Source organism: Mesorhizobium sp. M1A.F.Ca.ET.072.01.1.1 (assembly GCF_004023325.1).
Classification (GTDB): Bacteria; Pseudomonadota; Alphaproteobacteria; order Rhizobiales; family Rhizobiaceae; genus Mesorhizobium.
Map to the genome: position 1 here is coordinate 1 of NZ_RZSF01000001.1, position 23,296 is coordinate 23,296.

Below are 23,296 nucleotides of genomic sequence, written 5' to 3' on the forward strand. Positions count from 1 at the left end.
GGCTATGGGACATTGGTCGGCGAAAGAGGTTTGAAGCTCTCCGGCGGCGAGCGCCAGCGCGTGGCGATCGCGCGCGCCTTCCTGGCGAACGCGCCGATCCTTATTCTTGACGAGGCCACATCGAGCCTCGATTCGGAATCCGAGGTGCTCATTCAACAAGCGGTGGATCGGTTGATGGTGGGTCGAACCACACTCGTCATCGCACACCGGCTGTCGACGGTCCGCTCGCTCGATCGGCTGCTCGTCTTCGACCGTGGCCGCATCATGGAGGACGGCGATCATGCCGCGCTGATCGATCTCGATGGTGGCATTTACCGCCGCCTCTTCGAACGGCAGGCGTTGGAACTAGCGATGGGCCTGGCCTGAGCGCCAAGTATCAGGATCGAGTGCCCGACCGCGAGAGCGCCCATTCCCGGTACAAAATGTATCGCCGTCTCACGACATCCCAAATCTAGCCCGGTCGACGTATATTGGGAAGCACATGGAGGTGTCCGCTGAAACCGACTCCCATCCAAAAAAACATAAGGTACCGTCCATCATACTCCTGTTTCGCTTGCATTGCGCAGAACTTAAGCTCGTTAATTTTCGCTTAGAAAATTCTAGAACTATACTGCAAGAGATCCTCCGAAATCCTAGACCTCTTTCATACCGGGCACAACGCAAACGTTTCGCTCAGGTTGCAACCTAAGCTGTCAAACACCTTTTAAGAGAGCGGTGTCCAATGAAGTCCGGCTTGGCAAACCTGCGCAGGTTCTACTGTGGCAGACTGAGCTTCGCCATTCGGCCTCCATCGATCGTCCACACCTGACCGGTGATAAACGAGGATTCTGGCGAAGCCAGCCAGACTACGAGGTTCGCGACCTCCTCCGGCTTCCCCGTTCGCCCAATTGGATGGATATTACCGATCTGCTGGCGAAAGCGCTTGGGGTCCGGCATGCTCTCGATGAAATCCAAGTTCAGGTCGGTGTCGATCCAGCCAGGCGCGACAGCGTTGCAGCGCACACCTTCGGCGCCGTGGTCGATCGCAACCGCGCGGGTGAGACCGTGGAGACCAGCCTTGGAGGCGCAATAGGCCGCGTGTTTCGGGTTGGATCCCAGCCCCTCGATCGATCCGACATTCACGATCGCGCCGCCAGTGGACCGCAGGTGAGGCATCGCCGCCTTTATCAGCACGAATGGGGTGGTCAGATTTATGGCGATCGTCCTCTCCCAATCTGCTAGGCTCATATCTTCGACGAGCGCCTCCTGCATGACCCCGGCGTTGTTTACCAGGACATCGAGCCGTCCCGCCCGTTCGACAACCGCTTTGATAGCATGAGCCGCCTTGGTCGGAGCTGTGAAGTCGACCGAAATGGCCTCGAATTCCCGGTCCTCACCACGTTGAGCGGTGAACACGCGAGCGCCCTCGTCCCTTAGACGTCGCGCAGTCGCAAGACCGATGCCGCTACGCCCGCCCGTCACGAGAGCCACCTTACCTGCAAACCTTTTATCCAACTGCCTTTCCACCCTTCACTTCGACGAGCGACATGCATAGGCAGCGGGACATCGCGTGAGGCACGATGGTCTGGGCGATGCCACCGCCTCTGCGATCTGCCGAGCGGACTAGCTTGCCAAGCTCTGCCCCTATCCGCAGGATCGACGGGGAAGCGGTGAAGACGCTTCCCCGGTTCTGCTACCTCAAACCCAGATGCCATCCCGCTGATCGAGACCCGCGGCTTCCTTCCCCCCGCCGAAGTTCCCCCCGACGACTGGCTTCTGCAGCGGCGGAAGCGGAGTATTACATACTCAGGATCCGGCAAGCCGAGCCTTGCTTGTGTCATTCTAATCGTAAGCACCAGCAACTGCCCTGAGAATGCACAAAAGGTTTCGCTAGGGTTAAAACCAGTTTATGCCTCGCGCAGTCGTGCGCAAGCTGTTCGGACCTGCGACATCGCCTTATTTCGGAACCAGCTGGCGGTTTGGTGAGTACCGGCACACGGGCTCCTTGTCCGGGTGCAGCAGAACTCGTAGGCCTCCGTTGCCTTGCGCCAAGCTCCTGGAGTAATGCGGGCATGGCTGTTCTAAAACATCCCAGGACGTACCCCCGGGCCTCGTAGGCGTATGCGCGGTCTGCAATCAGGTCGATCGTTCGACGACCTTCGAACGATCGCAGCCCGTACGTCTCTATTTCGCGATAAGCCTCTGCTTGACAGCGCCTTGGCGGCAACCTCAGCTTTGAACGCGCTCTGTTGGGGTATGAATGCGGCCCACCGAGAGCGCTGGCTGGCGCTTGCCGAGTAAACTCTGCCATGCAGAATCTCAGTCTCCTGCGACTGGCAGCCAACCAGCTGGGCCGGTATTGATTCGGGCCTGGCCGAGCTCGACGCGGGTGAGATCGTTGAGCGGGCGATCTTGGCCGTGGAGCTGACGCTCGAGGAATTGCCGAACCCGCGCAAGACGACCTGGAGAGCGAGTATGCCAGGCTGGAAGTTAACAGGCTGCCCAGCAATTGAGGGGGACCCGACGGGTGCAACACCTGTTTTTTCTTCCAGGGGGAACTCGGCCCTGCTATGGCCGATCCTACCGCACGTCGCTGATCAGCGACCGGACTTTCGAGAAGCGGCAGTGCGCCTTTCGTCCGGTCAGCCTTTCTCCTGACGCAAACACATGCGGATCGCCGCGGACGGGGAAAGTCGTCCCGCGTCCCGTCCTGCGGCCTGCGCTTTGCTGACGCTCCTACGGCTGTCCCGTTCACCGCCCGAGGCAGGGGCGAATTTCCTCCGTCCTACGCACGACAACCGTCCGCTGTTGCGGACGCGCGCGGGACTGCCGGTTTCCCTGTTGGAGGGCCGACAGTCGCTGGCTCGGAGGTTAACCGGAAACGGGTGCGTCGAGGACCAGCGATCCTGTGCGCCATCCGCTGATCGTATGGCTCCCTGGCGGTTCTTCTTCGCTGCGCTAGCGCTTCAGCAGCTTCAACAATGATGCACGTCGGCTTCATCATCTTCAGCGGCTGGCGCTTGAACCCGGCAACACCACACGGTGGACACAAGCGCCGCTCCGCCAGGTAGCAAGGGAAATCGAACCTATGTAACCGACCACTCAATTAAGCCGACGGCCCGCTGAAGTATCGCCTCCGTCCGAGCGATGTCAGGCGAGCTGGCGGTCACATATCCGATTAAGTCTCGGTGATCGCCTCTCCTTTTGATCGTGGTGTTTGGTTCAAGGTAAAGCTTCACTTTGGCGACGCCAGGTACAGCAGCCGCCCGGCTGACGCCATCGATCCAATCGAGAACGCCGTCCCGTTCAGGAACTAGGAATTGCGCAGCAGCAGTTTCTGAACGGGTTCCGCGCAAATCGCCCTCATCGCCGATCACGAGTTTAATGTGCTCTCGGATAAGATTGATACCGCAAGCTAGCTCAACTAGCTCAACACCGGGCGAGCCCGACATACGCGGATTTACTTCAATGACGACCGGCCCATGTGCCGTCCACCTGAGTTCAACGTTGGTCGGACCCCAGTGAAGGTCGAGAGCCTGTAAACACCTCAGTGAAACATCGGCGATGCGCTCATCCTCTTCATTGGTAAGCAAGGCCGGATAGGCGCATCTATTATATACGAAATGCGGCGAGGGACCGAATTCGAGAGAGGCGATTCCAATGACGTCATCTCCCATCATCTCCACCCAATAATGAAAGCCTTTCACAAATTGTTCCACTAATATTCTTGCTGGGGACTGCCATGTACTCCACCTGCTTGATAGATAAGCAGTATGCTGGATTAGCTCCTCGCTACTGCCGCACAATCGGACCCCCTCGCTGCCGCCGGTGTCCGTGGCTGGTTTTACAATTACAGGAAAGCCGATTTTAGCGGCAGAGCTTACAACCTCGCTCGCATTCGTTGCCAACGCGTAGGCAGGAATTGGAATGTCGGCTTGCCCAAGCAGCTGACGTTGAGTGAATTTATCGCAGCATCGTTCAACCGATTCGGCGTTCGGACCTGGCAGATTGAAATGTCGACAGAGCATGCCGACTGTCGCATATGCAGCTTCCTCCGAGCTCGTAATCCCAGCAATATCATAGGTCGCATGCAGCCGAACACACTCGCAAATCAGCGCATCGAGATTGGATGTGTCCACACAGATTACCTCACTGTCTTCTGCGGCATGATAGTAGTGCCTAAGTGGATCAGCCGCCAGGGTAATCGAGTGCAGGCCAAGACTTCGGGCCGCTTGGACATATAGAGGACCATTGTTCCTTGTACCCTCGATCAGGATAAGCGCTCTTCTTTTCATGTTTGTCGACTCCGAATAGCTTGTCTGGTTTTTTTCCGCGCGTGAGTTCGTCCAACATACCACTGCTCGTGGTTTGCGATTGGTAAATTCTTGTGAAGTAGTTGTATTTATCTGTTGCAGGATGTGACGTCATGACCACCAAAAAGAGTGTCTTGGTTGCCGCAATATAGGCCTATTCTTCTCGCGCAAGTCGGCTGGGGAATGAGAGGCGCGATGATGGGATCCGTTACCGCCGCACCGATCCTGGTGAAGGACCAGAGATCCCATGGCAACGGGTGATGACCGGTGTCTACATCACTCAGCTGGCTGGGGAGCGTCTGGGAGAAGGTACGATGCACGAGCTTCTGCTCGTCGCGCGAACTGTCATTCAAACGAGCTTGGTGAACGGCCTTACACCTAACCTACAGCGGCCTCAAGAACGCACCGCCAAACTGCTGGATAGCTTCATCGATTCGGTTGACGTTCACCGTGCTTTTGACTACGAAACTATGGATCAAGTAGTGCGACGCACAGAAACTTCGATGGGTAGATCATCTTGCTTTGTCACCCCAGGCAGCAGGATGGCCCACCAGAATTAACCAATAGAAAATCTCACCAGCAAGTGTAGCCACCATCCACCAACAATACCGTTCCCGTGATATAGGTTGACGCGTCGCTAGCAAGAAATTGGACGGCAGATGCAATCTCATGAGGTTGGCCGAAGCGGCCCATTGGCGTCCGATCAGACCATGCCCTGACCACTTCTACAGGATACTGGTCGGTCATCTCTGACTGTACGAATCCAGGCGCCACTGCGTTCACCCGAACCCCAGATCTTGCCCATTCGCAAGCAAGGGTTTTGGTTACCATAGTTACCCCCGCCTTGCTCGCATTGTAAGCCGTGACTACGGATTCCTGTCGGGTGACAACATCTCCACATATCGAACTGATATTTACAATCACGCCGGAACCGCGCTCCGCCATGAGAGAGCCGAAGGTGCGACTGCAGTAGAACAGGCCGTCCAAGTTGACTGAAAGGACAGCTCGCCAATCCTCGTCGGTGGTATATTTCGTCGGCGCCGCGCGGGACACCCCGGCATTGTTAATAAGGATGTCAGGGCAAACGGCGATGCCATCGGCGAGATCGCGTACCGCCTGCGAGTCCCTAACATCGAGCTGATAGACTTTAGGCTTGACTGGAAACTGATCTGCCGCCGCGGCCACGCGAACCCGATCCCTTCCAGTGAGAATTATATCGGCGCCAGCTTCTTGTAATGTAAGCGCGACTTGCAATCCGATGCCGCGTGCTCCGCCGGTCACCAAAGCGGTCTTCCCACTCAGACCGAATCTGCCATCGATGAATGATTTACTCATGTATAAGCCCTATCCCTTCTGGAATGTTTCCCGCCTATCGTCTGATGGCCTGCCTTCTTTTTCTAAGCGCGTCTTATCACCTCCTACTGCGACGATAACGGCAGTTGCTGTGTTACTTCCATTCATGCGTTTTTTGGGAACTCAGAGTAACTGTCGTATGGCGCCAACAATGCTGTCCCGTGTTGGAAAAAAGTCCTTCTCAAGAGCCGGACTGAATGGGACATGAATATCTGGAGCACTCAGCCGCAAGATAGGTCGCTTCAAAAGATCGAAGGACTCTTCCGCCATCACCGCTGCGATTTCACTTCCGACGTTGCAGATACGGTGTCCGTTCTCGACAATAATCAGCCGTCCGGTCTTCTCGATTGACATCTTGATTGCCTCATAATCGAGCGGCTTCAATGTACGTGGATCGATCACTTCGACCGAAATGCCTTCCTCGATGAGGTAGTTGGCAGCTTCCATGGTCGGCCTGATAGCACCGGCGATGGCAACGACGGTAACGTGCTCCCCCTCGCGCTTCACGTCCGCTTTGCCAATTGGGATTAAATGGTCCGGATCCGTGGGGACGTCGCCTTTGAGAGGCCAGAGGCGGGTGTCCTCGAAGACGAGCACAGGATCGCCGTCGCGAATGGCGGATTTCATGAGGCCTTTGATATCGGCAGCGCTGGTCGGGCTGATAATCTTAAGGCCCGGCACGTTCATAAAAAGCGGGTAAGGCCGGTCGGCATGCTGTGCCGCTTCGGAGCCCGTCGAGAACATACAGCAGCGAAAGACGATTGGGATGTCTATCTGGCCCCCAGTCATATACCGCAATTTTGAGGCCTGGTTTACAATCTGGTCACAAGCGAGATAGATGAAACTGGCAGTTGAAATGTCTACAATCGGTCGCAAACCATTGATGGCAGCCCCGATGCCAAGTCCCGTAAAACTGCCTTCTGAAATTGGCATGTTCCAAACCCGGTTCTTGCCGAAGCATTCGATAAGCTTGCCGCCGCCATGAACTGAGACGTCCTCTCCCAACAATACAACGCGCTCATCCCGATGCATTTCCTCTAGCTGGGCCTGCACGATTGCCTCAAAATAGGTCATCTGAATATGGGGACCGGGCGTGGCTGCGTCTCTGTGGGTATCGTCTTTCACATCCATTAATCCCTCCAGCCCACCCTTAGCGGGCAATGGTCGACACGAACATATAGTCGGGCAACGTTTCGGGCCGGGGCATGGGGCTAGCCAAAGCAAACTGTACGGCCTGTGTGACGGCTTGGGCCACTTCATGCTCGATGGTTGCTAGAGTCTCTTCATTTACACCCTCTTCGAGCAGCACAGTGCGATATAGCAAAATTGGGTCCCGGTCGCGTTTGTGTGCCTCGACTTCTGCGACCTGTCGATAAGGCTCCCCAGAAACGGCCAAGCCTATATTGTGTTCATCGAACCGATAAGTGTTGGCCACTATGAGAGTGGGTCCCTGCCCCGCGCGTGCTCGCGTGACCGCATATGCCGCAGATTGATAGACGGCACTGACGTCCTGTCCGTCTACTATTTCTCCTGGAATTCCGTAACCTGCCGCTCGTAGGGCAATGTCCGGCTGTCCGTGGCTTGTTGCTACGGAGGTGGTCATTGCATAGCCATTGTTCTCGCAAAGATAAATGACGGGAAGCCTCCACAACGAGGCCATGTTGAGGCTCTCGTGAAAAGTGCCCTGGTTCACTGCTCCGTCGCCGAAAAAGCAAAGGGTAACCTGATCGACGCCGCGCACCTTGGCGCTAAATGCGCATCCTGTGGCAAGAGGAATGCCCCCTCCGACGATTCCCGATTCACTGATAATCCCCACTGAACTGTCCGCAAAATGCATCGAACCGCCACGCCCCTTACAAACGCCGCCCTCCTTACCCATCAGTTCTGCCATAAGCGCCTGCAAATGCGCGCCCTTCGCAATCGGATGGCCATGCGAACGGTGTGTTCCGGTCATGGCGTCATCGTCCCGGAGGGCGAGGCTTGCTCCGACGATAGCGCCTTCCTGACCCACGGTCGTGTGAAACCAACCAGGGATCTGACCACCGTTGAACAGGCGCCTACCTTCTTCTTCGAATCGGCGGATGCGAAGCATCCGTCGAAAAGCCTCTAGCCTACGATCGCCCTTCAACTGCATGACCCAACCCTGCCCGTCAGCAAGGGGCGATCGCCTGCATTCCAACAGCGCGCATCGGCTAAATCCTCGTGCTCGAGCTCCGAAGGTACGTGGCGGGTCTCTTCGGCATTCTCCTGGCGAGGCACGATCTCGGCAGGCACTTTCATCTGGTTCTCTGTCAGCATGGCCTTGTTCCTTCCGGCTCGCACAACCCTGTGCATGCGTCATGCCATTTGACCTGAAGGCTCGCATTACACTGTTCTTCATCGAAGAAAGGCGTCGTGAAAGAACTGCACAGACCTCCTTTGTTCGAAGTTCGCCAACAATGTCGGATCCTGAACTGGCCCCCATTTCGGCCGGACAGTCGGCCTAACGCGGGAGGCTTGGGGATATCCTCAAGCACAGGCTTATGGCTGACGACTGTCGACGGATTGAACTGATCACCGGGGAGGTACGGCGCCGACACTGGACGACGACCGAACAGAAGCTGCAGATTATCGAGGAGAGTTTCCTTCCGGGTGAGACCGTGTCCTCTGTCGCCGCACGATGAGGCGTGGCGCCAAATCTCTTGTATCGTTGGCGCCGTTTATTGAAGGAAGGCGGAACGGCTGCGGTGGGATCGGACGAATCTGTGGTCGGGAGTTCGGAAGTGCGGCGGCTTGAAGAGCGCCTTCGCGACCTCGAGCGGCTTCTCGGCCGCAAGACCATGGAAGTGGAGATCCTCAAAGACGCGCTGGCCAGGTCGGAGTCAAAAAACCGAACTTGCGGCTCTTGTCGCAGCCGAGGGACGGTTCCCGATGAAGGCCGTTGCCGAGACCCTCGGGGCGGCGCGTTCCCATCTCCATGAGTTGCATCGCCTGGTGAAGCCGCGCGGGCCTTATCGCAACCCCGATGACGATGGGCTCTTGGAGCTGGTCGCCGCCTGATCGACGAACGCCCGACCTATGGCGATCGTCGCATCACAGCCCTGACGAACAGGGAACGCGAAAGACGGCGAACCGGCCGTCAATCACAAGCGCGTCTTCCGTGTCATGCGCCAGCGAAACAGGCGCGACAGCACGCGCACGAGTAAAAAGAGCCCGGCCTGCACGAGATCCAGCGTGTGCCGTCGGGCGAGACACCACCACCCGGTACGATACAATCAGGCGGGATGGTAGATGAGAGCTATGCAGCGCCGCGATGAGGCCGATCTCAGCTCCCAAATGCCTGAGATTGGCTTCGCGCGCAGGCGTTTCGGCCGCGTATAAGGTGCCGCCTTGTGAAAGGGATCGCAGCAACCTCAGCCGGCAGCATGAACACTGCGTGATAGAGCACCGGCAGCAGTTCATTCTGGCGTGCGGCAAGCCAGTCCCGGCAGGCCTGACCCTGGCATTTGGGACTGTGCCGGCTGCGACAGGAATTGTAGGCCACGCGGATCGACCGCAGGAGCGGCAGCCGTAGACTGGCCGCCCAGTTCGGCGGTCCGGCAGAGCTCGATCGCGCTCATCACACGCCGCTCGATGCGAGCCTAGATAGCCGTCATGAACCTGTCTATATACTTCGCCATGGCGGCGGAAGATATCCGCCACCTTCAGTCTCGCCGACATGGCGGTACCACTCACCCTGGCGGCACCTCGATGTTCAGCCGGGCTTGTCGTGCGTCGGATGAGGCTGTTCGAGACCTTAGCGTAGCGCGCCGCCGGACAGATTGTTGTGGCCGAGTAGAACCTGGATGGTGCGGATGTCGGTGCGTTCTGAAGATGCGTGGCGAAGCTGTGCCTGAGCGTGTGGACCGTCACCCGCTTAGGCGGCCGCACGCGCCGAACGACAAGCCCAAATAACACCCGCGCGCGGGAAACAGCCAGTCCCGCGGCTTCGCCAAGCCGCCAGTAGACTCGCAGATGCGCAGAAGCTGCGCCGACAGCATCACGGTGCGGTCCTTGTCGCCCTTGCCGTGCTCAACACGGATCACCCCGCGACCGCTGTCGATGTCGCCGACCTTCAGCCCGACAGTCTCCAAGCACTGAGACCTGCTCTTAGGCCGTCGTCAGGGCCGTACGGCACTTCAGGCTCGGCACCGCCTCTAGGAAGGCCACGACTTCGTCGGCGCTCAATACCACCGGCAGCGTGCGTAGCGAGCGAGCATAGACGATCCGCTCCGGACTCTCGGCATGGCCCAGCGTCACGCCGTAGAGGAACCGCAGCGCGCACACCGTCTGGTTCAGCGCAGCCACGAGATTCCGGTCGACATCAAATGAACTTGGAAGGCGCGCACGTCCTCCAGACCGAGCCGGTCCGGCGAACGGCCAAGTAGCGCGAAAACTTCGCCGCGGCATGCACGTGGGGATCGCTGCGTGGCCGGCGGCAGATTACGGATCGTCATATCCTCGATCATGCGCCGGGGAACTGGGGTCAACTTGGCCATTTCTGTAGCTCCTGTTCTCAGATTGCGCTTCAACAGCCGCGATCCTTCAAAACAGAAGCGTTCCTGCAAACCGATCCGCCAAATGCCGCGTTAGCGGCTTCGTTCAATCCTCAAAATGCCCACATCGCCAAAAATCTGCCAAAGTAGCACTAGGCTGCGTCGCGACGGATCGCCTCTGGTGGACTCCGACAGGCAAGTCAGAGAAAGCTCGAAAAATCAACACTGGGGCGTTTCCGTCGGACGCTCAGCTTAGCTACATCCGTGGCAGACTTATTGGACTTGCTCAGCGCGGCGGCAGCACGATCGAAGAACTCTGGAGGAAGGCCCTCTCCGGGTTAGTAGAGTCAAAAAGATTTGTCCCCTGTGACGCAAATGCGAAAAGCAAGCCGACCAGGGGAGTCGTGATCAGTAGGGCGGAAATCGCACAGCATTTCTCTTCCAACAAACGCCCAGCCTCGGCATGTATATCTAGGGAATAGTGCATATTTATCCTCCGAGATAGCGTTCCGTCACGACAGGAGGGACTTCTCATAGTATCGCGCTGCCTCAGGTTTCTTGTCAAGCAGGTCCCGGCTGTGACGTAAGCAGATGAATTGACCGCCCCATGGAGCACCGAACACGCCGAACGATGACGACCGATCCGCGCTCCATACACCGAAGCTCCACATTGTTGTGTCCCCAGCCAAGATCGAGAGCATGCAAACCACTCAGCGAAATGTCTGCTACACGAAAATCGTCGTCACGAAGCGCCAACCCAGTGTGACCTGACACTGACCGGCTATTGCCTGCAATTCGACCAATATCCTTGGCGGAATGGCCACATGCGCCACCCCCAACAGAGACCGTGTGTTCGGAGGCTAACAGCGGACTTGCTGCAAATCTGACGCCACAGCTGCCACTGCCCGACTGCTGGTCAGAGTATCGACAGCACTCGCGGGTCAGGGCGTCGACCATGGACTTGGATGCCTCCACCCCCCTTTCTACGAATGTAGGCGGGCGAGTTGGACCAACGAAAAGCCAACTTCCGCAAAAGTGCTGAGCCAGATGCGCAACAAACAGCTTTTCCGCGGATCTCTCAAGAATTGGACAATTTGAAGAGACTCGGCCGAAATCCCTAGGCCACCAAAGCCTCATCAAACGGGCATCTCGTGAGATTTTCAACTCCGCTCTCGGTCACGAGCACCTGCTCTTCCAGTTTTACGCCTTCCCGCCCACCGACGGCACCGATATAAGCCTCGACGCACAGGGTCATTCCGGGCTCGAGAACATAGTCGAATGCTCCCGGGATGAAGTCTTCAGGATAGAGAATCGCGGGATATTCGTCGCAAAGACCAATGCCATGCATCATGACGCCATATCGCTGCTTGACGAAATCCGCGGGAAGCTTGTGGCTGCGCTGAGTGAGTTCGGTGAAAGAGACGCCCGGCTTTAGCATAGCCATGTTTGCAGCTACGTGCTCGTAGGCTATGTCGTGCAGCCTTCGCTGTGCTTCGGTGGGTCGGCCGTCACCGCAGTGCCAAGTGCGGGAGAAGTCGGCACACATGCCGTACGGGCCCACCATATCGGTGTCGAAGGCGACGAGGTCTCCTGAGACAATGCGACGGGGGCCGGCCTCCTGCATCCAGGGGTTCGTGCGCGGGCCGGAAGTTAAAATGCGCGTTTCGATCCACTCGCCACCACGTGCGATGTTTTCGGCATGAAGAACCGACCAAAGTTCCGTTTCGGCTATGCCGGGCTGCAAACGTTCTCGCATTTTGGCAACGGCAATCTCGCAGGTCGCGAGAGAGCAGCGCATGGCGTTGATCTCGTCGATTCCCTTAATGGCCCTGGCGTGCTCCATGAGCTGCATGCCGTTGCAAACCTCGATGCCAACTGCATCTAGCGCACGAAGGCCGGGGATTTCGATCTTGTCGACGGCAAGACGACGGTTTTTGCCACCAGAGCGGCGCAACAGTTCGTCAATTTGTCCGGCAAAGTCCTTGGCGACTGCTTCTTCTTGGTCGCCGGCAACGAAATAGTAAAAGCCGGCCCCGCCATCCCGGGTTTCGTTGATGAGCGGCAGATAGGTTGACAGGTGGCTGCAACGATGGAAATCCCAGAGAACGACATAGCCGTCGGCCGATACGAACACAGCTCGTGACGGATTGTGCATGATCCATATGTGCATGTTCGAGGAATCTGAAGCGTATCGTATGTTCAGCGGGTCGAAGCAGAGCACGCCCGCATAGTCTCTTTGGCGGAGTTGCAGAACAATCCGATCAAGACGGGTCTTGCGCATACGATCTAGGTTGGGCGTGGTCAGGCCCAAGGCTGCCCACTCCGCAAAGGCGACGTCCGTCGGCCCAATTTCAACCCGATCGTTGTCATCCATGCTCCCATCCGGCTTAAGTGCTTTTGCCACTCGCGTGGGATCAATTTTGTGGTTCACAATCGAAAACGAGGACATGTTAAGGCCGCCCTAGTGGCTCACTCTTACGTGGATCTAAGACCGGATTTCTTGGATGCTAAAGGCGGAAAAAATATTGCTCGATATAAAGTCAATTCATCTGCATTCGTGCTCTGGGGTGCCTGCGACCACAACTGGAACCAGGTAGCCTTCCAGCGCGCCGCAATGGGCAATCTGTCGATCCCAGAGCTTTGCCGGGAGCCCTGTCGTGCTAGTGGTTTACGCCTGACATAAGAGTTCGGCTGAGGATTCCCTTTTGTGAGTGCGCATGCGAGTCTGGTACATGCGCACAGGAATATACCTCACCGTTTCTTCGATTGATCGTCAGCCTCTCTCTGATCAGCGCGCCCATCGCAGTGCGCTGCAGAAGCACGTTTGGCGCGCAGAGATCATTCTGTTGAGCAGCGACGGCGTGGGCACCCTCGAGATCATGCGGCAATCTGGTAAGTTCAAGACTTGCGTGTGGCGCGCCAGTGCAAGCTCTGCAACGATCCGCAGTTCGTCGACAAACTGCGCAACGTCGTCGGCCATGCCACTAGTTGATCCACCGGCTCACGCTATCCTGTTGTCGGTCGACGAGAAGAGCCCAGATCCAGGCGCTCGACCGCACCCAGCCCGGCCTGCCCATGAAGGGTAGGCTCGGCACCACGACCACGACTACAAGTGCAACGGCACGACCACCCTGTTTGCCGCCCTTACCGTGCTCGATGGCACCGTTATCGGCAGGAACATGCAGCGCCATCGTCACCAGGAATTCATCCGCCTCACTCAACGCTGTCGATGCCGAGGTGGCGGCCAGCAGGGCCATCCACGTCGTTCTTGACAACTACGCCGCTCACAAGCACCCCAAGGCGCGTGCCTGCTCGGCCGCCATCAGCGCCTCACCTTCCGCTTCCACCTTAAGCGTCACGAGCACCGCACGGCTGTCCTTGGTTGACAGAGGCAGGGTCAGATGCGGGCCGCTTTGACTCGCTGCGGCATGGTACGAGCGGATGGCGACGACCGCCTTTGCAACGGCGGCGACGCCCGCGCCGTCGAGACGGGAGTTCACCCCCTTTGTGTCCCGGATTAGGACGGCGTCATCTGGGTCTACGGCGCCAATGATGACGACGGGATCTTCACCGATGAAGGCTTCGAGGAGGTCAAACTCCTCCTCGAAGAACATCATCGCGTCTCCCCATCGAAAGCTTGACCCCAGCACTCCGGTGCTCAGGTTCTCTGGCCACCAGATACGCACGTCTGCGGTCTTCACCGGATGCGTACCACGCAGGCTCAAGTTGGCGTTTGGAATTGGCAACGCTTCCGGAGCGAAACGTTATGACGAACTGAACGTCAAGGGACTCTCCATCGCTGACCTAATGAGCGTGGAAAGCTCTACGAGGAGATGCTGGACCTCATGGAAGAATCCGGGGAATTTCCGATTCCTGACCCACGGGGCCACTCCCGTCGTGTATCGCACAACGAAGGTGCAGGCGGCAATGCGCCCAGATGGAACCCCACTATATCTCGATTGCAAGCCAGTTTCGGGCTGAGCGACATCTGTGGCTTTCGTCCCAACAAGAAGCGTTCCAGGACCGCTATTCTAAGCCAGAACGATTCGGCGCTCGCGAAATACGTGTAGAGGAGCGCCGCCACTTCATAGGCGCTTACTACATAGCGGACACGGACACCGGTTGCCCGAGGTTATCGGTCCCTGGATGCCAGATTCAATCATTGAATTTGATGCGCAGCATGATGTTGATGCCCCATTCGTTATTAGCGCGCCGGCGGGAACAGTGGGCGCCTCCGCCTTACCCCCATAAGCCGTACCCTCATAGGGCGCGCGAACCGGGCACTGCTTGTGCGGCACAGCTGAACCATGGACGCCTGCCGAGGGTGCCCACCAACCGCAGTTCCCCAGTTGCGAAGCCCTCGAGGCCACCCCGTTTTTATGTTACGCCGTCGCAATCGCCGGGTTCGGCTGTTCGGCCGGAACACCCCAATTGCTCGCCATGGAATGCCAATGCATTACGCCAGACCCGCGGTCTGTTGCGCTGATGAAAGGCTTCGCGCCTGACAAATTGCCTAAGCCCAGCCAAGATTTTAAACAAATCGGCCCCCAGTTTCCGCGAGGGATGAACGTTCAGCAGGTCAACGATTTGGAGCTTAACGGGAAATGGCATCTAAAGCTGTGCTCCGGGTCCTGCAGGCTCACTGAGGATGGGGGAGCGACGCGGCCACAGATGCGATCTTGAGCGTAACGACACCGGGTGTGGAACTCGCAGCCGGATGGCCGGTACATCACGCTTGGCACTTCGCCCTTGAGCTCAATCCTGTTGAGCACTGCGTCTGGGTCCGGTTCGGGATTGGCCGCAAGCAGCGCTTCGGTATAGGGATGGCTTGGCTGATGGAAAATACTCTGCGTCGTGCCGACTTCAATGAAGCGGCCGAGATACATGATTGCCATGCGGTCAGTTATGTGGCGCACTACATTGAGGTTGTGCGTGATTATCAGGATCGCGATGCCTAGTTCGTCCTGCAGGCGAGTGAGAAGATTTAGCACCTCGCCTTGCACCGAGACATCCAAGCCCGCGGTCGGCTCATCGGCGATGATCAAGTCCGGATTGAGCGCTAGGGCGCGCGCCACGCTGACGCGCCTGGCTTGACCACCGGAGAGTTGATGAGGATAGCGGCCAACAAAATCGGCCGGCAAGCCCACCATCCGCAGGAGGCGCGTCGCTTCAGCTCCTAAATCGCGATCCTTCAGCCCATGGATGCGGAAAGGCTCGGTCAAGATCGATCGCACCGTCAGCCTGGGCGAAAGTGAACCGATCGGATCCTGAAACGTCATCGCCATGCGTCGCAAGTAGGGCTTGCGTTCTACCGCACTGAGGTCCGTGAGTTCCTGCCCATCGAAGCTGATGCTGCCGCTCACCGCCCGCTGCAGGCCAATCATCGTGCGAGCGACGGTGGATTTTCCGGAGCCGCTCTCGCCGACAAGGGCCAGCGTCTCACCCTTGTGAATTTCAAAAGAAACACTGCATACCGCGTCGATGAAAGGCGCATTTGTCCCGGTCGCGAGCGCTTTAAGCGGCCCCATCGTGCGGAAGCGGACGCAGAGGTCCCGAACACTGACAAGGGCACTCATGCCGAAACTAGTCGATTTTCTTCGAGCAGATGGCATCGTGCCGTCTGCCCTGGGCTGATCGGGCGATCGACTGGCTGTTCCTCGAGACAGCGATCATATGCCTGCGGGCATCGCGCGCTGAAGATGCACCCCTTCTTCAAGCCCAGGAGGCTGGGCACCTCGCCGGAAATGGTCGGCAATGTGCGTGTGGTTCGTTTAAGCCGCCCCGGGTCGCACTCAAGCAGGGCGCGGGTGTAGGGATGAGCGGGATTGCGGAATATGCTGCGCACATCGCCTTGTTCGACCACTTCGCCGGCATACATGACGACGACCCGGTCGCACAACTCAGCCACAGCTCCAAGATGATGGGATACGAAGAGGACGGAGCAACCGATCTCCCTTTGGAGATTTTTGAGCAGATGGATGATCTGGACTTCAAGTGTCGCATCGAGCGCAGTCGTCGGCTCGTCGGCGATGAGGAGCACGGGTTTTACAAGCAGCGCCATGGCTATACATATCCGCTGACGCATGCCGCCGGAAAAGTGGTGCGGATAGGCCCCGATCCGGTTTTGCGGATCCGGAATTCCGACCCGGTGTAGCATGTCGATGGCACGAGCACGCTTTTCACTCCGGCTTTTTTGCTGGTGGTGCTGGATGTCGATCATCTGGTTCTCAACGGTGCGCACAGGATTAAGCGCAGTCATTGGATCTTGAAAAACCATGGAAAGTCGATCGCCAAGCAGGCTACGCTGCGACTGAGCCGGCATCTTCAGCAGGTCTCGCCCTTCAAACAGGATCTCGCCACCTGTGACATCGGCATTTTCCGAAAGCAGACCCATCACCGTATACGCAAGCGTCGACTTTCCAGATCCGCTTTCGCCGACAACGCCGACCACCTCTGCGGCTGCGACATTAAGCGACACGTTTCGCAGTGCATGAATGCGCCCCTCTGGTGTCCCGAAATCAAGATGGAGGTGACGTATCTCCAGGAGGGGTGTGGTCGATTGCGATGACCGATCGTGTGGTATCATAGATCTTTCCGCAGCTTTGGATCGAACATGTCGCGTAGCGCCTCACCCAGGAATGTGAAGCCCAGCGTTGCGAGGACGATTGGAATACCACCGCCAACCACAAGCCACGGCGTCTGCTGGATGTAATTATAGCCGTCGTTGAGGATTGCTCCCCAATCGGGCGTGGGTGGACGTACGCCCAAACCAAGGAAGCTGAGACCGGCCTCCACCGCGATTACCGCGGGCACGTCCATGCTCACGAGGATGAGAAGCGGGCCGATAACATTAGGCAGTACGTGCACTGCCAGGATGCGCATCGTGCCAGCGCCCAGAGTGCGTTCTGCGGCGATGTATTCACTGTTGCGTAGCGCCTCTGTCTGGGTCCTCACGACCCGTGCATAAATGGGCATAGAGGTGATTGCGATAACAAAAATCATGCTGGCCAGGCTGGGTCCAAGTAAGCCGATAATCGCCAACGCGAAGATGATGCCCGGAAAGGAGCGGATCGTATCGAATAAAAGAAGGAGCAAATTGTCCAGCCACCTCGGTCCGAAGCCTGCGATCAGACCAAGCACGAGGCCGGCTGCCAGCGAACTGCCTAGCGAGGCGAAGGCGACAAGCAGCGGGACGCGGCCGCCCATCATGACGCGCGAGAATGTGTCGCGGCCCAGTTGATCGGTGCCCAGAAGAAAAAGTAGTGACGGGTCCGCCAAGCGCGGCCCCACCATGATGCGGGTCGGATCATGTGTAATGATGATCGGGGCGAAGATCGCGCTTGCGAAAACGATCGCGACCAGCGCGGCTCCAAGGACGCCAAGACGGTTCTTGCGCAGTTGCCGCACCGTCTTACGGAAGCTGCCGGGTGCTAGCTCTGGGCCAGTTTCGCCGCGGAGCGCTTCAAGGCTCGCCATGCTAAAGTTTCTCGCGGGTTCGAGGATCAAGAGAGGCAGCGATCAGATCGGACGCCGTCGTCGCCAAGACAGTAACAACAGTGGTGACTAGCACGGCCCCTATTACGACTGCATAGTTGCGCGTGTTGACCGCCTGTACAATCAAGGCACCGATACCTGGTCTTGCGAAAACGACCTCGATAAAGACAGCTGACGAAAGCAACCACGCTATGCCCACGCCGAGGATCGTCACTGTCGGCAGGATCGCAAGCGGCAGCGCGTAATGCAAAACAATGCGCCATTCGGAAATGCCGAAGGAACGGGCCATTCGCACATGGTTTTCACCCAGGATCTCCATCATGGATGCCCGTACCAGCCGGGAGATGTATCCAACCCAGCCGATCCCGACGGCGAAGGCTGGCAGAATGAGATGAACAAGGCCGTCCAAAAAACCCTGTCCGGCTCCGACTGCTGGTAACCAATGGAGCGTGACAGCGAAGATCAGGAGTGCGTAGACAGCCATGACGAACGAAGGAATCGCGATCGTGGCGACTGCCATGATCGCGACGATCTGGTCGATGACAGAATTACGCCTCATGGCCGAATAACAACCGAGCGGCACCGCAATCGCCACCGCCCACAAAATCGAGACGAAGATTAGTTCGATAGTATAAGGAAGTTGCTCGAATATTATGTCCGCAACCGGACGTTGGCTCAACACATCAAAACCAAGATTGCCTTGCAGCAGCCCTTCGAAGAAAATGACGATCTGCACGGCAAGCGGCTTATCCAGCCCCATCTCCCGATGAAGGTGCGCTATCATTTCAGGCGTGGCGCGGGGACCTAGCAGAGCAACGGCTGGGTCGCCAGGCACCGCATGGATCATCATGAACACAAGGGTCACCGCGATCACCGTAATGGCGACCGCGAGGAAAACGCGTTTCAGTAGATAGATCCACACAGTTCACGCTCAAGCTTAAGCCGGCTGGAAATCGATATATAATGGGGTTCCATCTGGGCGCATCGCCGCTTTCATTCGCGTCTTCCGATATAGGATTGGATTGGTCTCATTGGTCAGGAACCGAAATGCGCCAGAATCTTCCATCAAGTCCTGCATGTCCTCGTAAACCTTTGCCCGCTCGTTGGGATCGTTAATGGACAGTCCCTTAGCGTTTAGCTCGTCAAAGCGTTGGCTGCGGAAGCGTTGCCAGTTCCATATACCCACTTGATCTTGCACGAACCAAGTCACGTAGTCGTACGGATCCGGCAGTCCGGAGAAGGTCATAATAAAGAGCTGCACGTCCTTCCAGCTGTCTCCCTCAGACTCCACGCCGAGTGACCAGAATGTCCCGGGATCTCGGGCATTAACCACCAGAGAAATTCCGACTTGGGACAATTGTGCCTGCACCGTCTGAGCTATGGCTGAAGTCTGGCTGTCGTTTGTACAGTCGAGGCTCAATGTCAAACCATTTACCCCAGCCTTCTCGAGAAGCTCTTTGGCTTTTGAGAGATCACCTTCCGGCGGAACCAGAGTCTTTGCGCGATGCCCAACGATACCTGGAGGAATAATACCCGTGGCCGCAATTGACTGACCGTCATACGCGGTATCTAAAACCTGTGGTACATTGATCGCCCATTGGATCGCCCTGCGGACATTTATGTCCTTCAGTTTGGGATGATCCATGTTCATGCCGATCCATGTATAACGGGTCGATGCCCTTTCCGCGATCTCCGTGTTGGCGGGCGGATTGCTCTTGAACGCCGCGAGAGAGTCCAAACCGACTACGGTGAAATCGACGTCGCCCGCCTGATAAGCACGTTCCGCTGCCTTAGCGTCCGGAATAGGCAGGATACGGATTTCGTCGAAGCCCGGCTTGGGGCCTGACCAGTCCGGATTTCTCGTGAGAAGTGCGTACTGGTTGGGCTTCCAGTCAGCCAGCACGTAGGGACCTGAGAATGCTGGCGGCTTCACACCGAAATTACCGCCGTCCTTGGTGGCTTTCCTTACCGCAGCCTCAGAAACGATTTGGCCGACGGCATAAGGCAGCGGAACAAGCCAAACAGCCGCAAATGGCGCGTTGAACACGATAACACCACTGTAGTCGTCCTCCACCTCGACGTGATTTAACGAGCCCCATTGGGGCTTGATGGGTGAATTGAGCTTGATGACGCGCTCGAAAGAGAACTTAACATCCTTGGCCGTCAGCTCGCCGTAATCGCCACTAAATTTTATGCCTTTCTTGAGGCGAAATCGGATATGCGTGGGATCAACCTGCTCGATCTTGTCTGCAGCCTCTAACTCCCAGCCCCATTCGGTGCCGGGCTTATATCGCGTGAGCTTTGAATAGATACAGTTTGTTAGGTCTACTTCCGCCGCCTGCCCGAGGAAAGCGGGATCCAGCGTGACCAGGTCTCCACTGGAACGCACCTCGAGCACCTTGCCTTCGGCCGCCCAGATGACTTGAGACAAGGGCATGCCAGCAGAGATTATGCCACCGCTTAGCGCGGCTCCTGCCCTAAGAAAGGTGCGGCGGCTTACACTTTGCATCATGTCCTCCATGGCTGTTCCCCTTGCCGAGCGACTTGCCGAGGCGTCTTGCCGTGGCCGCGGCGCCCGCGTTCCTTGCTCGGGTGTGTTTCTCTTTGGAATATACTATGGGGCAGCCAAGCCGCAGGCGGAAAAGATACCGTCAGGCATAAATTCTGTTTATGTCATGAGCTCTCGGCCTAGTTGCCGACGCAGCACTCTTTCCTTCAGAAGTTGCGGAGATGGCGTGAACCTCACTGCTGGTTGGAACGCGTCAATACCTACTATCTCGTTGTAAAAAGCGACATTTGAACCCCGGCCGAGCGGGACCAGTACCGGTCAGTTTAAGTCCCGAGCGAACTCCTTGACGTCGTCTCGTTCAAGTAAAAGCTTGTCGCCTTCCTTCGCCACGATATGTGTCTCGATGCGCCATACGTCGCGCAGCGCGCGGACAGTGGCCGAGAGCGCAATATGCACGTTCCAGTTACCGCGGGCGTACGACTTTTCCCAGTTGGAGGTTCCGCGCGCCGAGCTCGGATCGTCGGGATGCATGGTAAGTGTGTCACTGTGCTTAGCCGAAATGACCATTCCGGTGTGCGGATGCACCACGGTCCCCGCGTCGCTCGCCATCCGGAAAGTTGTCTCGCCCGTGGCTTGGTTGGTGATTACCTCGCGACAGAAAGGTTTACCAGGCTTAATAGTCTCTGTTGCCATCGGCCGAGCACTCTCTGGCTTCAGAAACGGTACAAGTTTGGAGTCTACGGCATTCGCTTTGCGCACCGGCAAGATAAGCCTGCTGGCCGCACAATGTATTGATAGACTTGCCCTCTCTGGACTAGGAAAGACAATAGGCCAATGGCTGGTGGCGATGGCGAGCCTTATGCGTTGCCCTTTTTCAAAGCGTTGCCCGCAAGACCGCAGCTTCAGGCGTATTGCTTCAGCCTTACCGGGCGTCATTGGCTTCAAATCGAGGTCGTCGTGGCGATGGGTCAAATTCAGAATGCCATAGCTCACACGGGTGGCCGAGCCGTCCTTAAACACGAGCGAAAGCGTGGCCGATAGGATTGCCACTGCTTTGTCGGAAGAGAGGGTTACCTCAAGCTCGGGGAAGCCGAGAAGGTCTACCTCCTCCAGAAGAGGCTCGGTTTCGAATACCAAGGCGTTTCCGGCTTCCATGCGCTGGTCGATGGGCTGGTCCGGCACTGCGCCATACGCGCACCAAACACCGGATGATAGCCCCGAAGTGGACGGTGAACAGATCGTAAGAACAGCATCACTGCCATCTCCTTCGGCAAGAAGTCCCGGTGAGAGCGACAGCCGTCTTTCGACAATGCTCGCCGTCGGCCAGGAAGGCTCAGCGATCCAACGGCCTGGCCGCTCGTCGTAGATGGCGGCGGGGGGCAAAGGATCCTGAATCCACGCGCGCAACATCGGCTCGTCCTCAACGCCGGTGTGGATGGCTTTAAGATGCTGGTCCCACCAGCGCAAGCATTCCTGGAGAAAGCCGATGCGAGGCCCGGGCATGGCGATGTGAGGATACTTATGAGCCCAAGGGCCGATCAGGCCTTTGCGAGGTCCCGGCAGGTTCTCGAGCATGCGCAAGATGGCGTTGGGATAGGCGTCCGCCCAGCCACCCACCGCGTAGACAGGAATCTCGATGTTGGAATAGTCCTCGCAGATAGAACCATGCTTGTAGAAATCGTCCCGACGCTGGTGCGCGAACCAGTCTTGCAGCCAGATCCCGTTGCCGTTGAGCCGCTCTTCCCAAATCTCACGCCAGCGTTCTCCCACAAGAGCTGGATCGGGCGGGGTCATGGCAATCGCCCAAGCCGCTGCCCCCCACATCAAATTTTCGCACATAAGCGCGCCGCCGAAATAGTGACATTCATCCCGGTATCGATCGTCGGTCGAACACAGCGAGATTATCGCCTTGAGGGCTGGCGGACGGCGGGCAGCAACCTGAAGGCTGTTGAACCCGCCCCAGGAGATGCCAATCATACCGACACTGCCTGAGCACCATAATTGCTTCGCCAACCATTCGATCACGGCAAGACAGTCGTCCTGCTCTTGTTTGAGATATTCGCCCCTGCAGACCCCTTCGCTATCACCCGAACCGCGCATGTCCACGCGCACACCTGCATAGCCATGCCCGGCGAAGTATGGATGGGTGAGTTGGTCGCGCTCCACAGTCCCATCCCTCTTTCGATAGGGCAGGTATTCGAGGATGGCGGGGACCGGGTCCGCCTCGGCGTCCTCCGGCAACCAGAGGCGGGCAGCGAGCTTTACCCCGTCCGGCATCGGGATCCAGACATTCTCGATCTCGCGCACTTTGCGGGGGAAGTCGGTAACAACGCGGATGTCATCCATGGTCCAATCCTCATATGCGTTCGCGCTTGCCGAACTGCCCTTGAGGTTCAGCAAGAAGGCGGCGGGTAACCTGCTGGAACAAAAGCGGTGGCAGGGATACCCGTGTTCGTCGAAGGGGGACCGGCGACCAAGTTGCGAGCGCCGTCCTCGTCCTCACCTCGAATAGACGACGAGGCTGAAGAGTCGCAGACTGAAAAGCTCGCGACTGGCATAAAGCCGATTCATATCAAACGTTGCGCTCGCTAGCCTTAGTCCCGAGTGACAGGTTTCGCGCAGACTTAGGTCAACTTGGCTCTCGCATGGAGCGCGTCAAGGCTCGGCCCAACACCCGAGCGGCGGGATGTCATGGTGGCGTGAGACCGGTCGCCTCACCGAGCCTAGTTTGCCATCAACTTCCCATCAGCCTATCTGGGGCACCTCTCAGCCTTTAGTGATAGCCCGACAAATCTCGCAATGGAGATCCGTATTCCGCGGTTGCGCAGGATCGTCACGCATCGTCCGGCTATACGACTTTATTTGACTCCGGCCAGCCAGCGGATGTTCTTCCCGCAACCGCGACCGGCCGGCGGATGCAGGCGGATCAGCGGCGGTTAATGCGCCAAATAGCAGGCCATGGCCCGTTTTCCCCAACGAGATCTCTCTCTAAAACCCGAACGTCCAAGTTATCCTTCACGCCACGATTTTAAGCTCTTAGGTGGCTCCGCACCCGACGCACCTGCACCAACATTCCACTCCCCCAAATCGATACGCTTATATTGATTCTGAAGTGACATCTTACTGACGCGGCA

16 protein-coding genes and 2 pseudogenes are annotated in these 23,296 nt (G+C 57.6%); 3 read left to right on the plus strand and 15 right to left on the minus strand.

Features of this window, described 5'->3' with window-relative positions:
- The coding region (locus tag EOA32_RS00005; protein WP_128370496.1) for an ATP-binding cassette domain-containing protein at positions 1-366 on the plus strand (366 nt) is incomplete at its 5' end.
- 387 nt (positions 367-753) lie between these two features.
- On the opposite strand, the gene EOA32_RS00010 is transcribed toward EOA32_RS00005, so the two are convergent.
- The 5 genes from EOA32_RS00010 to EOA32_RS00030 all read right to left on the minus strand — a co-directional run bounded on the left by EOA32_RS00010 (position 754) and on the right by EOA32_RS00030 (position 7,779).
- Positions 754-1,506, minus strand: a complete 753-nt coding sequence (locus EOA32_RS00010) for an SDR family oxidoreductase (RefSeq protein WP_245466458.1) — start codon at positions 1,504-1,506, stop codon at positions 754-756.
- A 1,559-nt stretch (positions 1,507-3,065) separates the two neighbouring features.
- A complete protein-coding gene (locus tag EOA32_RS00015) occupies positions 3,066-4,274 on the minus strand; it encodes an acetyl-CoA carboxylase biotin carboxylase subunit family protein (protein ID WP_126080642.1) in 1,209 nt (402 codons plus the stop codon).
- A gap of 591 nt (positions 4,275-4,865) precedes the next feature.
- The gene (locus tag EOA32_RS00020) at positions 4,866-5,627 is read right to left on the minus strand and encodes an SDR family oxidoreductase (protein ID WP_245466459.1); all 762 of its coding nucleotides are present in this window, start codon (positions 5,625-5,627) and stop codon (positions 4,866-4,868) included.
- Between the two features lie 141 nt (positions 5,628-5,768).
- The gene (locus EOA32_RS00025; protein ID WP_126080641.1) at positions 5,769-6,776 is read right to left on the minus strand and encodes a pyruvate dehydrogenase complex E1 component subunit beta; all 1,008 of its coding nucleotides are present in this window, start codon (positions 6,774-6,776) and stop codon (positions 5,769-5,771) included.
- 19 nt (positions 6,777-6,795) lie between these two features.
- Positions 6,796-7,779 (minus strand): thiamine pyrophosphate-dependent dehydrogenase E1 component subunit alpha, encoded by a 984-nt coding sequence (locus tag EOA32_RS00030; RefSeq protein ID WP_126080640.1) that lies wholly within the window; start codon positions 7,777-7,779, stop codon positions 6,796-6,798.
- Between the two features lie 388 nt (positions 7,780-8,167).
- On the opposite strand from EOA32_RS00030, the pseudogene EOA32_RS39510 reads away from it, so the two are divergent.
- Positions 8,168-8,795 (plus strand): annotated as a pseudogene (locus EOA32_RS39510) (transposase); the annotation flags it as partial.
- Positions 8,796-9,532: 737 nt separating this feature from the next.
- Here EOA32_RS39510 and EOA32_RS39515 read toward each other — a convergent pair.
- From EOA32_RS39515 to dddP, 4 genes are all read right to left on the minus strand, one after another.
- The gene (locus EOA32_RS39515) at positions 9,533-9,757 is read right to left on the minus strand and encodes a tyrosine-type recombinase/integrase (protein ID WP_245466461.1); all 225 of its coding nucleotides are present in this window, start codon (positions 9,755-9,757) and stop codon (positions 9,533-9,535) included.
- 16 nt (positions 9,758-9,773) lie between these two features.
- Positions 9,774-9,971 carry a hypothetical protein gene (locus tag EOA32_RS39520; protein ID WP_245466462.1) on the minus strand — a complete coding sequence of 66 codons (198 nt, stop codon included), beginning with the start codon at positions 9,969-9,971 and terminating at the stop codon, positions 9,774-9,776.
- Positions 9,959-10,162 (minus strand): hypothetical protein, encoded by a 204-nt coding sequence (locus tag EOA32_RS39525; RefSeq protein WP_245466463.1) that lies wholly within the window; start codon positions 10,160-10,162, stop codon positions 9,959-9,961. The genes EOA32_RS39520 and EOA32_RS39525 overlap by 13 nt, the downstream gene beginning before the upstream one ends.
- A 1,114-nt stretch (positions 10,163-11,276) precedes the next feature.
- Complete coding sequence (dddP, locus tag EOA32_RS00050) at positions 11,277-12,608, minus strand: dimethylsulfonioproprionate lyase DddP (protein ID WP_126080638.1); 1,332 nt, start codon at positions 12,606-12,608, stop codon at positions 11,277-11,279.
- A gap of 283 nt (positions 12,609-12,891) precedes the next feature.
- On the opposite strand from dddP, the pseudogene EOA32_RS00055 reads away from it, so the two are divergent.
- Positions 12,892-13,503 (plus strand): annotated as a pseudogene (locus tag EOA32_RS00055) (hypothetical protein); the annotation flags it as partial.
- Positions 13,504-14,730: 1,227 nt separating this feature from the next.
- On the opposite strand, the gene EOA32_RS00060 reads toward EOA32_RS00055, so the two are convergent.
- From EOA32_RS00060 to EOA32_RS00085, 6 genes are all read right to left on the minus strand, one after another.
- Positions 14,731-15,735, minus strand: a complete 1,005-nt coding sequence (locus EOA32_RS00060; RefSeq protein ID WP_126080637.1) for an ABC transporter ATP-binding protein — start codon at positions 15,733-15,735, stop codon at positions 14,731-14,733.
- On the minus strand, positions 15,732-16,745 hold the full coding sequence (locus EOA32_RS00065) for an ABC transporter ATP-binding protein (RefSeq protein ID WP_126080636.1): 1,014 nt from the start codon (positions 16,743-16,745) through the stop codon (positions 15,732-15,734). Before EOA32_RS00065 ends, EOA32_RS00060 begins: the two co-directional genes overlap by 4 nt.
- Positions 16,742-17,635 (minus strand): ABC transporter permease, encoded by an 894-nt coding sequence (locus tag EOA32_RS00070; RefSeq protein ID WP_126080635.1) that lies wholly within the window; start codon positions 17,633-17,635, stop codon positions 16,742-16,744. The genes EOA32_RS00065 and EOA32_RS00070 overlap by 4 nt, the downstream gene beginning before the upstream one ends.
- A 1-nt stretch (position 17,636) precedes the next feature.
- Positions 17,637-18,575 (minus strand): ABC transporter permease, encoded by a 939-nt coding sequence (locus EOA32_RS00075; RefSeq protein WP_126080634.1) that lies wholly within the window; start codon positions 18,573-18,575, stop codon positions 17,637-17,639.
- Positions 18,576-18,590: 15 nt separating this feature from the next.
- On the minus strand, positions 18,591-20,174 hold the full coding sequence (locus tag EOA32_RS00080; protein WP_126080633.1) for an ABC transporter substrate-binding protein: 1,584 nt from the start codon (positions 20,172-20,174) through the stop codon (positions 18,591-18,593).
- Positions 20,175-20,480: 306 nt separating this feature from the next.
- Positions 20,481-22,508: a CocE/NonD family hydrolase gene (locus EOA32_RS00085; RefSeq protein WP_126080632.1), complete on the minus strand. Its 2,028-nt coding sequence runs from the start codon at positions 22,506-22,508 to the stop codon at positions 20,481-20,483.
- Between the last annotated feature and the right edge of the window lie 788 nt (positions 22,509-23,296).

Bases quoted from the DNA above. Each gene is read 5' to 3' on its own strand.
- EOA32_RS00015 (WP_126080642.1), bottom strand. From the start codon at position 4,274: ATGAAAAGAAGAGCGCTTATCCTGATCGAGGGTACAAGGAACAATGGT.
- EOA32_RS00020 (WP_245466459.1), bottom strand. From the start codon at position 5,627: ATGAGTAAATCATTCATCGATGGCAGATTCGGTCTGAGTGGGAAGACC.
- EOA32_RS00025 (WP_126080641.1), bottom strand. From the start codon at position 6,776: ATGGATGTGAAAGACGATACCCACAGAGACGCAGCCACGCCCGGTCCC.
- EOA32_RS00030 (WP_126080640.1), bottom strand. From the start codon at position 7,779: ATGCAGTTGAAGGGCGATCGTAGGCTAGAGGCTTTTCGACGGATGCTT.
- EOA32_RS39525 (WP_245466463.1), bottom strand. From the start codon at position 10,162: ATGGCCAAGTTGACCCCAGTTCCCCGGCGCATGATCGAGGATATGACG.
- dddP (WP_126080638.1), bottom strand. From the start codon at position 12,608: ATGTCCTCGTTTTCGATTGTGAACCACAAAATTGATCCCACGCGAGTG.
- EOA32_RS00060 (WP_126080637.1), bottom strand. From the start codon at position 15,735: ATGAGTGCCCTTGTCAGTGTTCGGGACCTCTGCGTCCGCTTCCGCACG.
- EOA32_RS00065 (WP_126080636.1), bottom strand. From the start codon at position 16,745: ATGATACCACACGATCGGTCATCGCAATCGACCACACCCCTCCTGGAG.
- EOA32_RS00070 (WP_126080635.1), bottom strand. From the start codon at position 17,635: ATGGCGAGCCTTGAAGCGCTCCGCGGCGAAACTGGCCCAGAGCTAGCA.
- EOA32_RS00080 (WP_126080633.1), bottom strand. From the start codon at position 20,174: ATGGAGGACATGATGCAAAGTGTAAGCCGCCGCACCTTTCTTAGGGCA.
- EOA32_RS00085 (WP_126080632.1), bottom strand. From the start codon at position 22,508: ATGGATGACATCCGCGTTGTTACCGACTTCCCCCGCAAAGTGCGCGAG.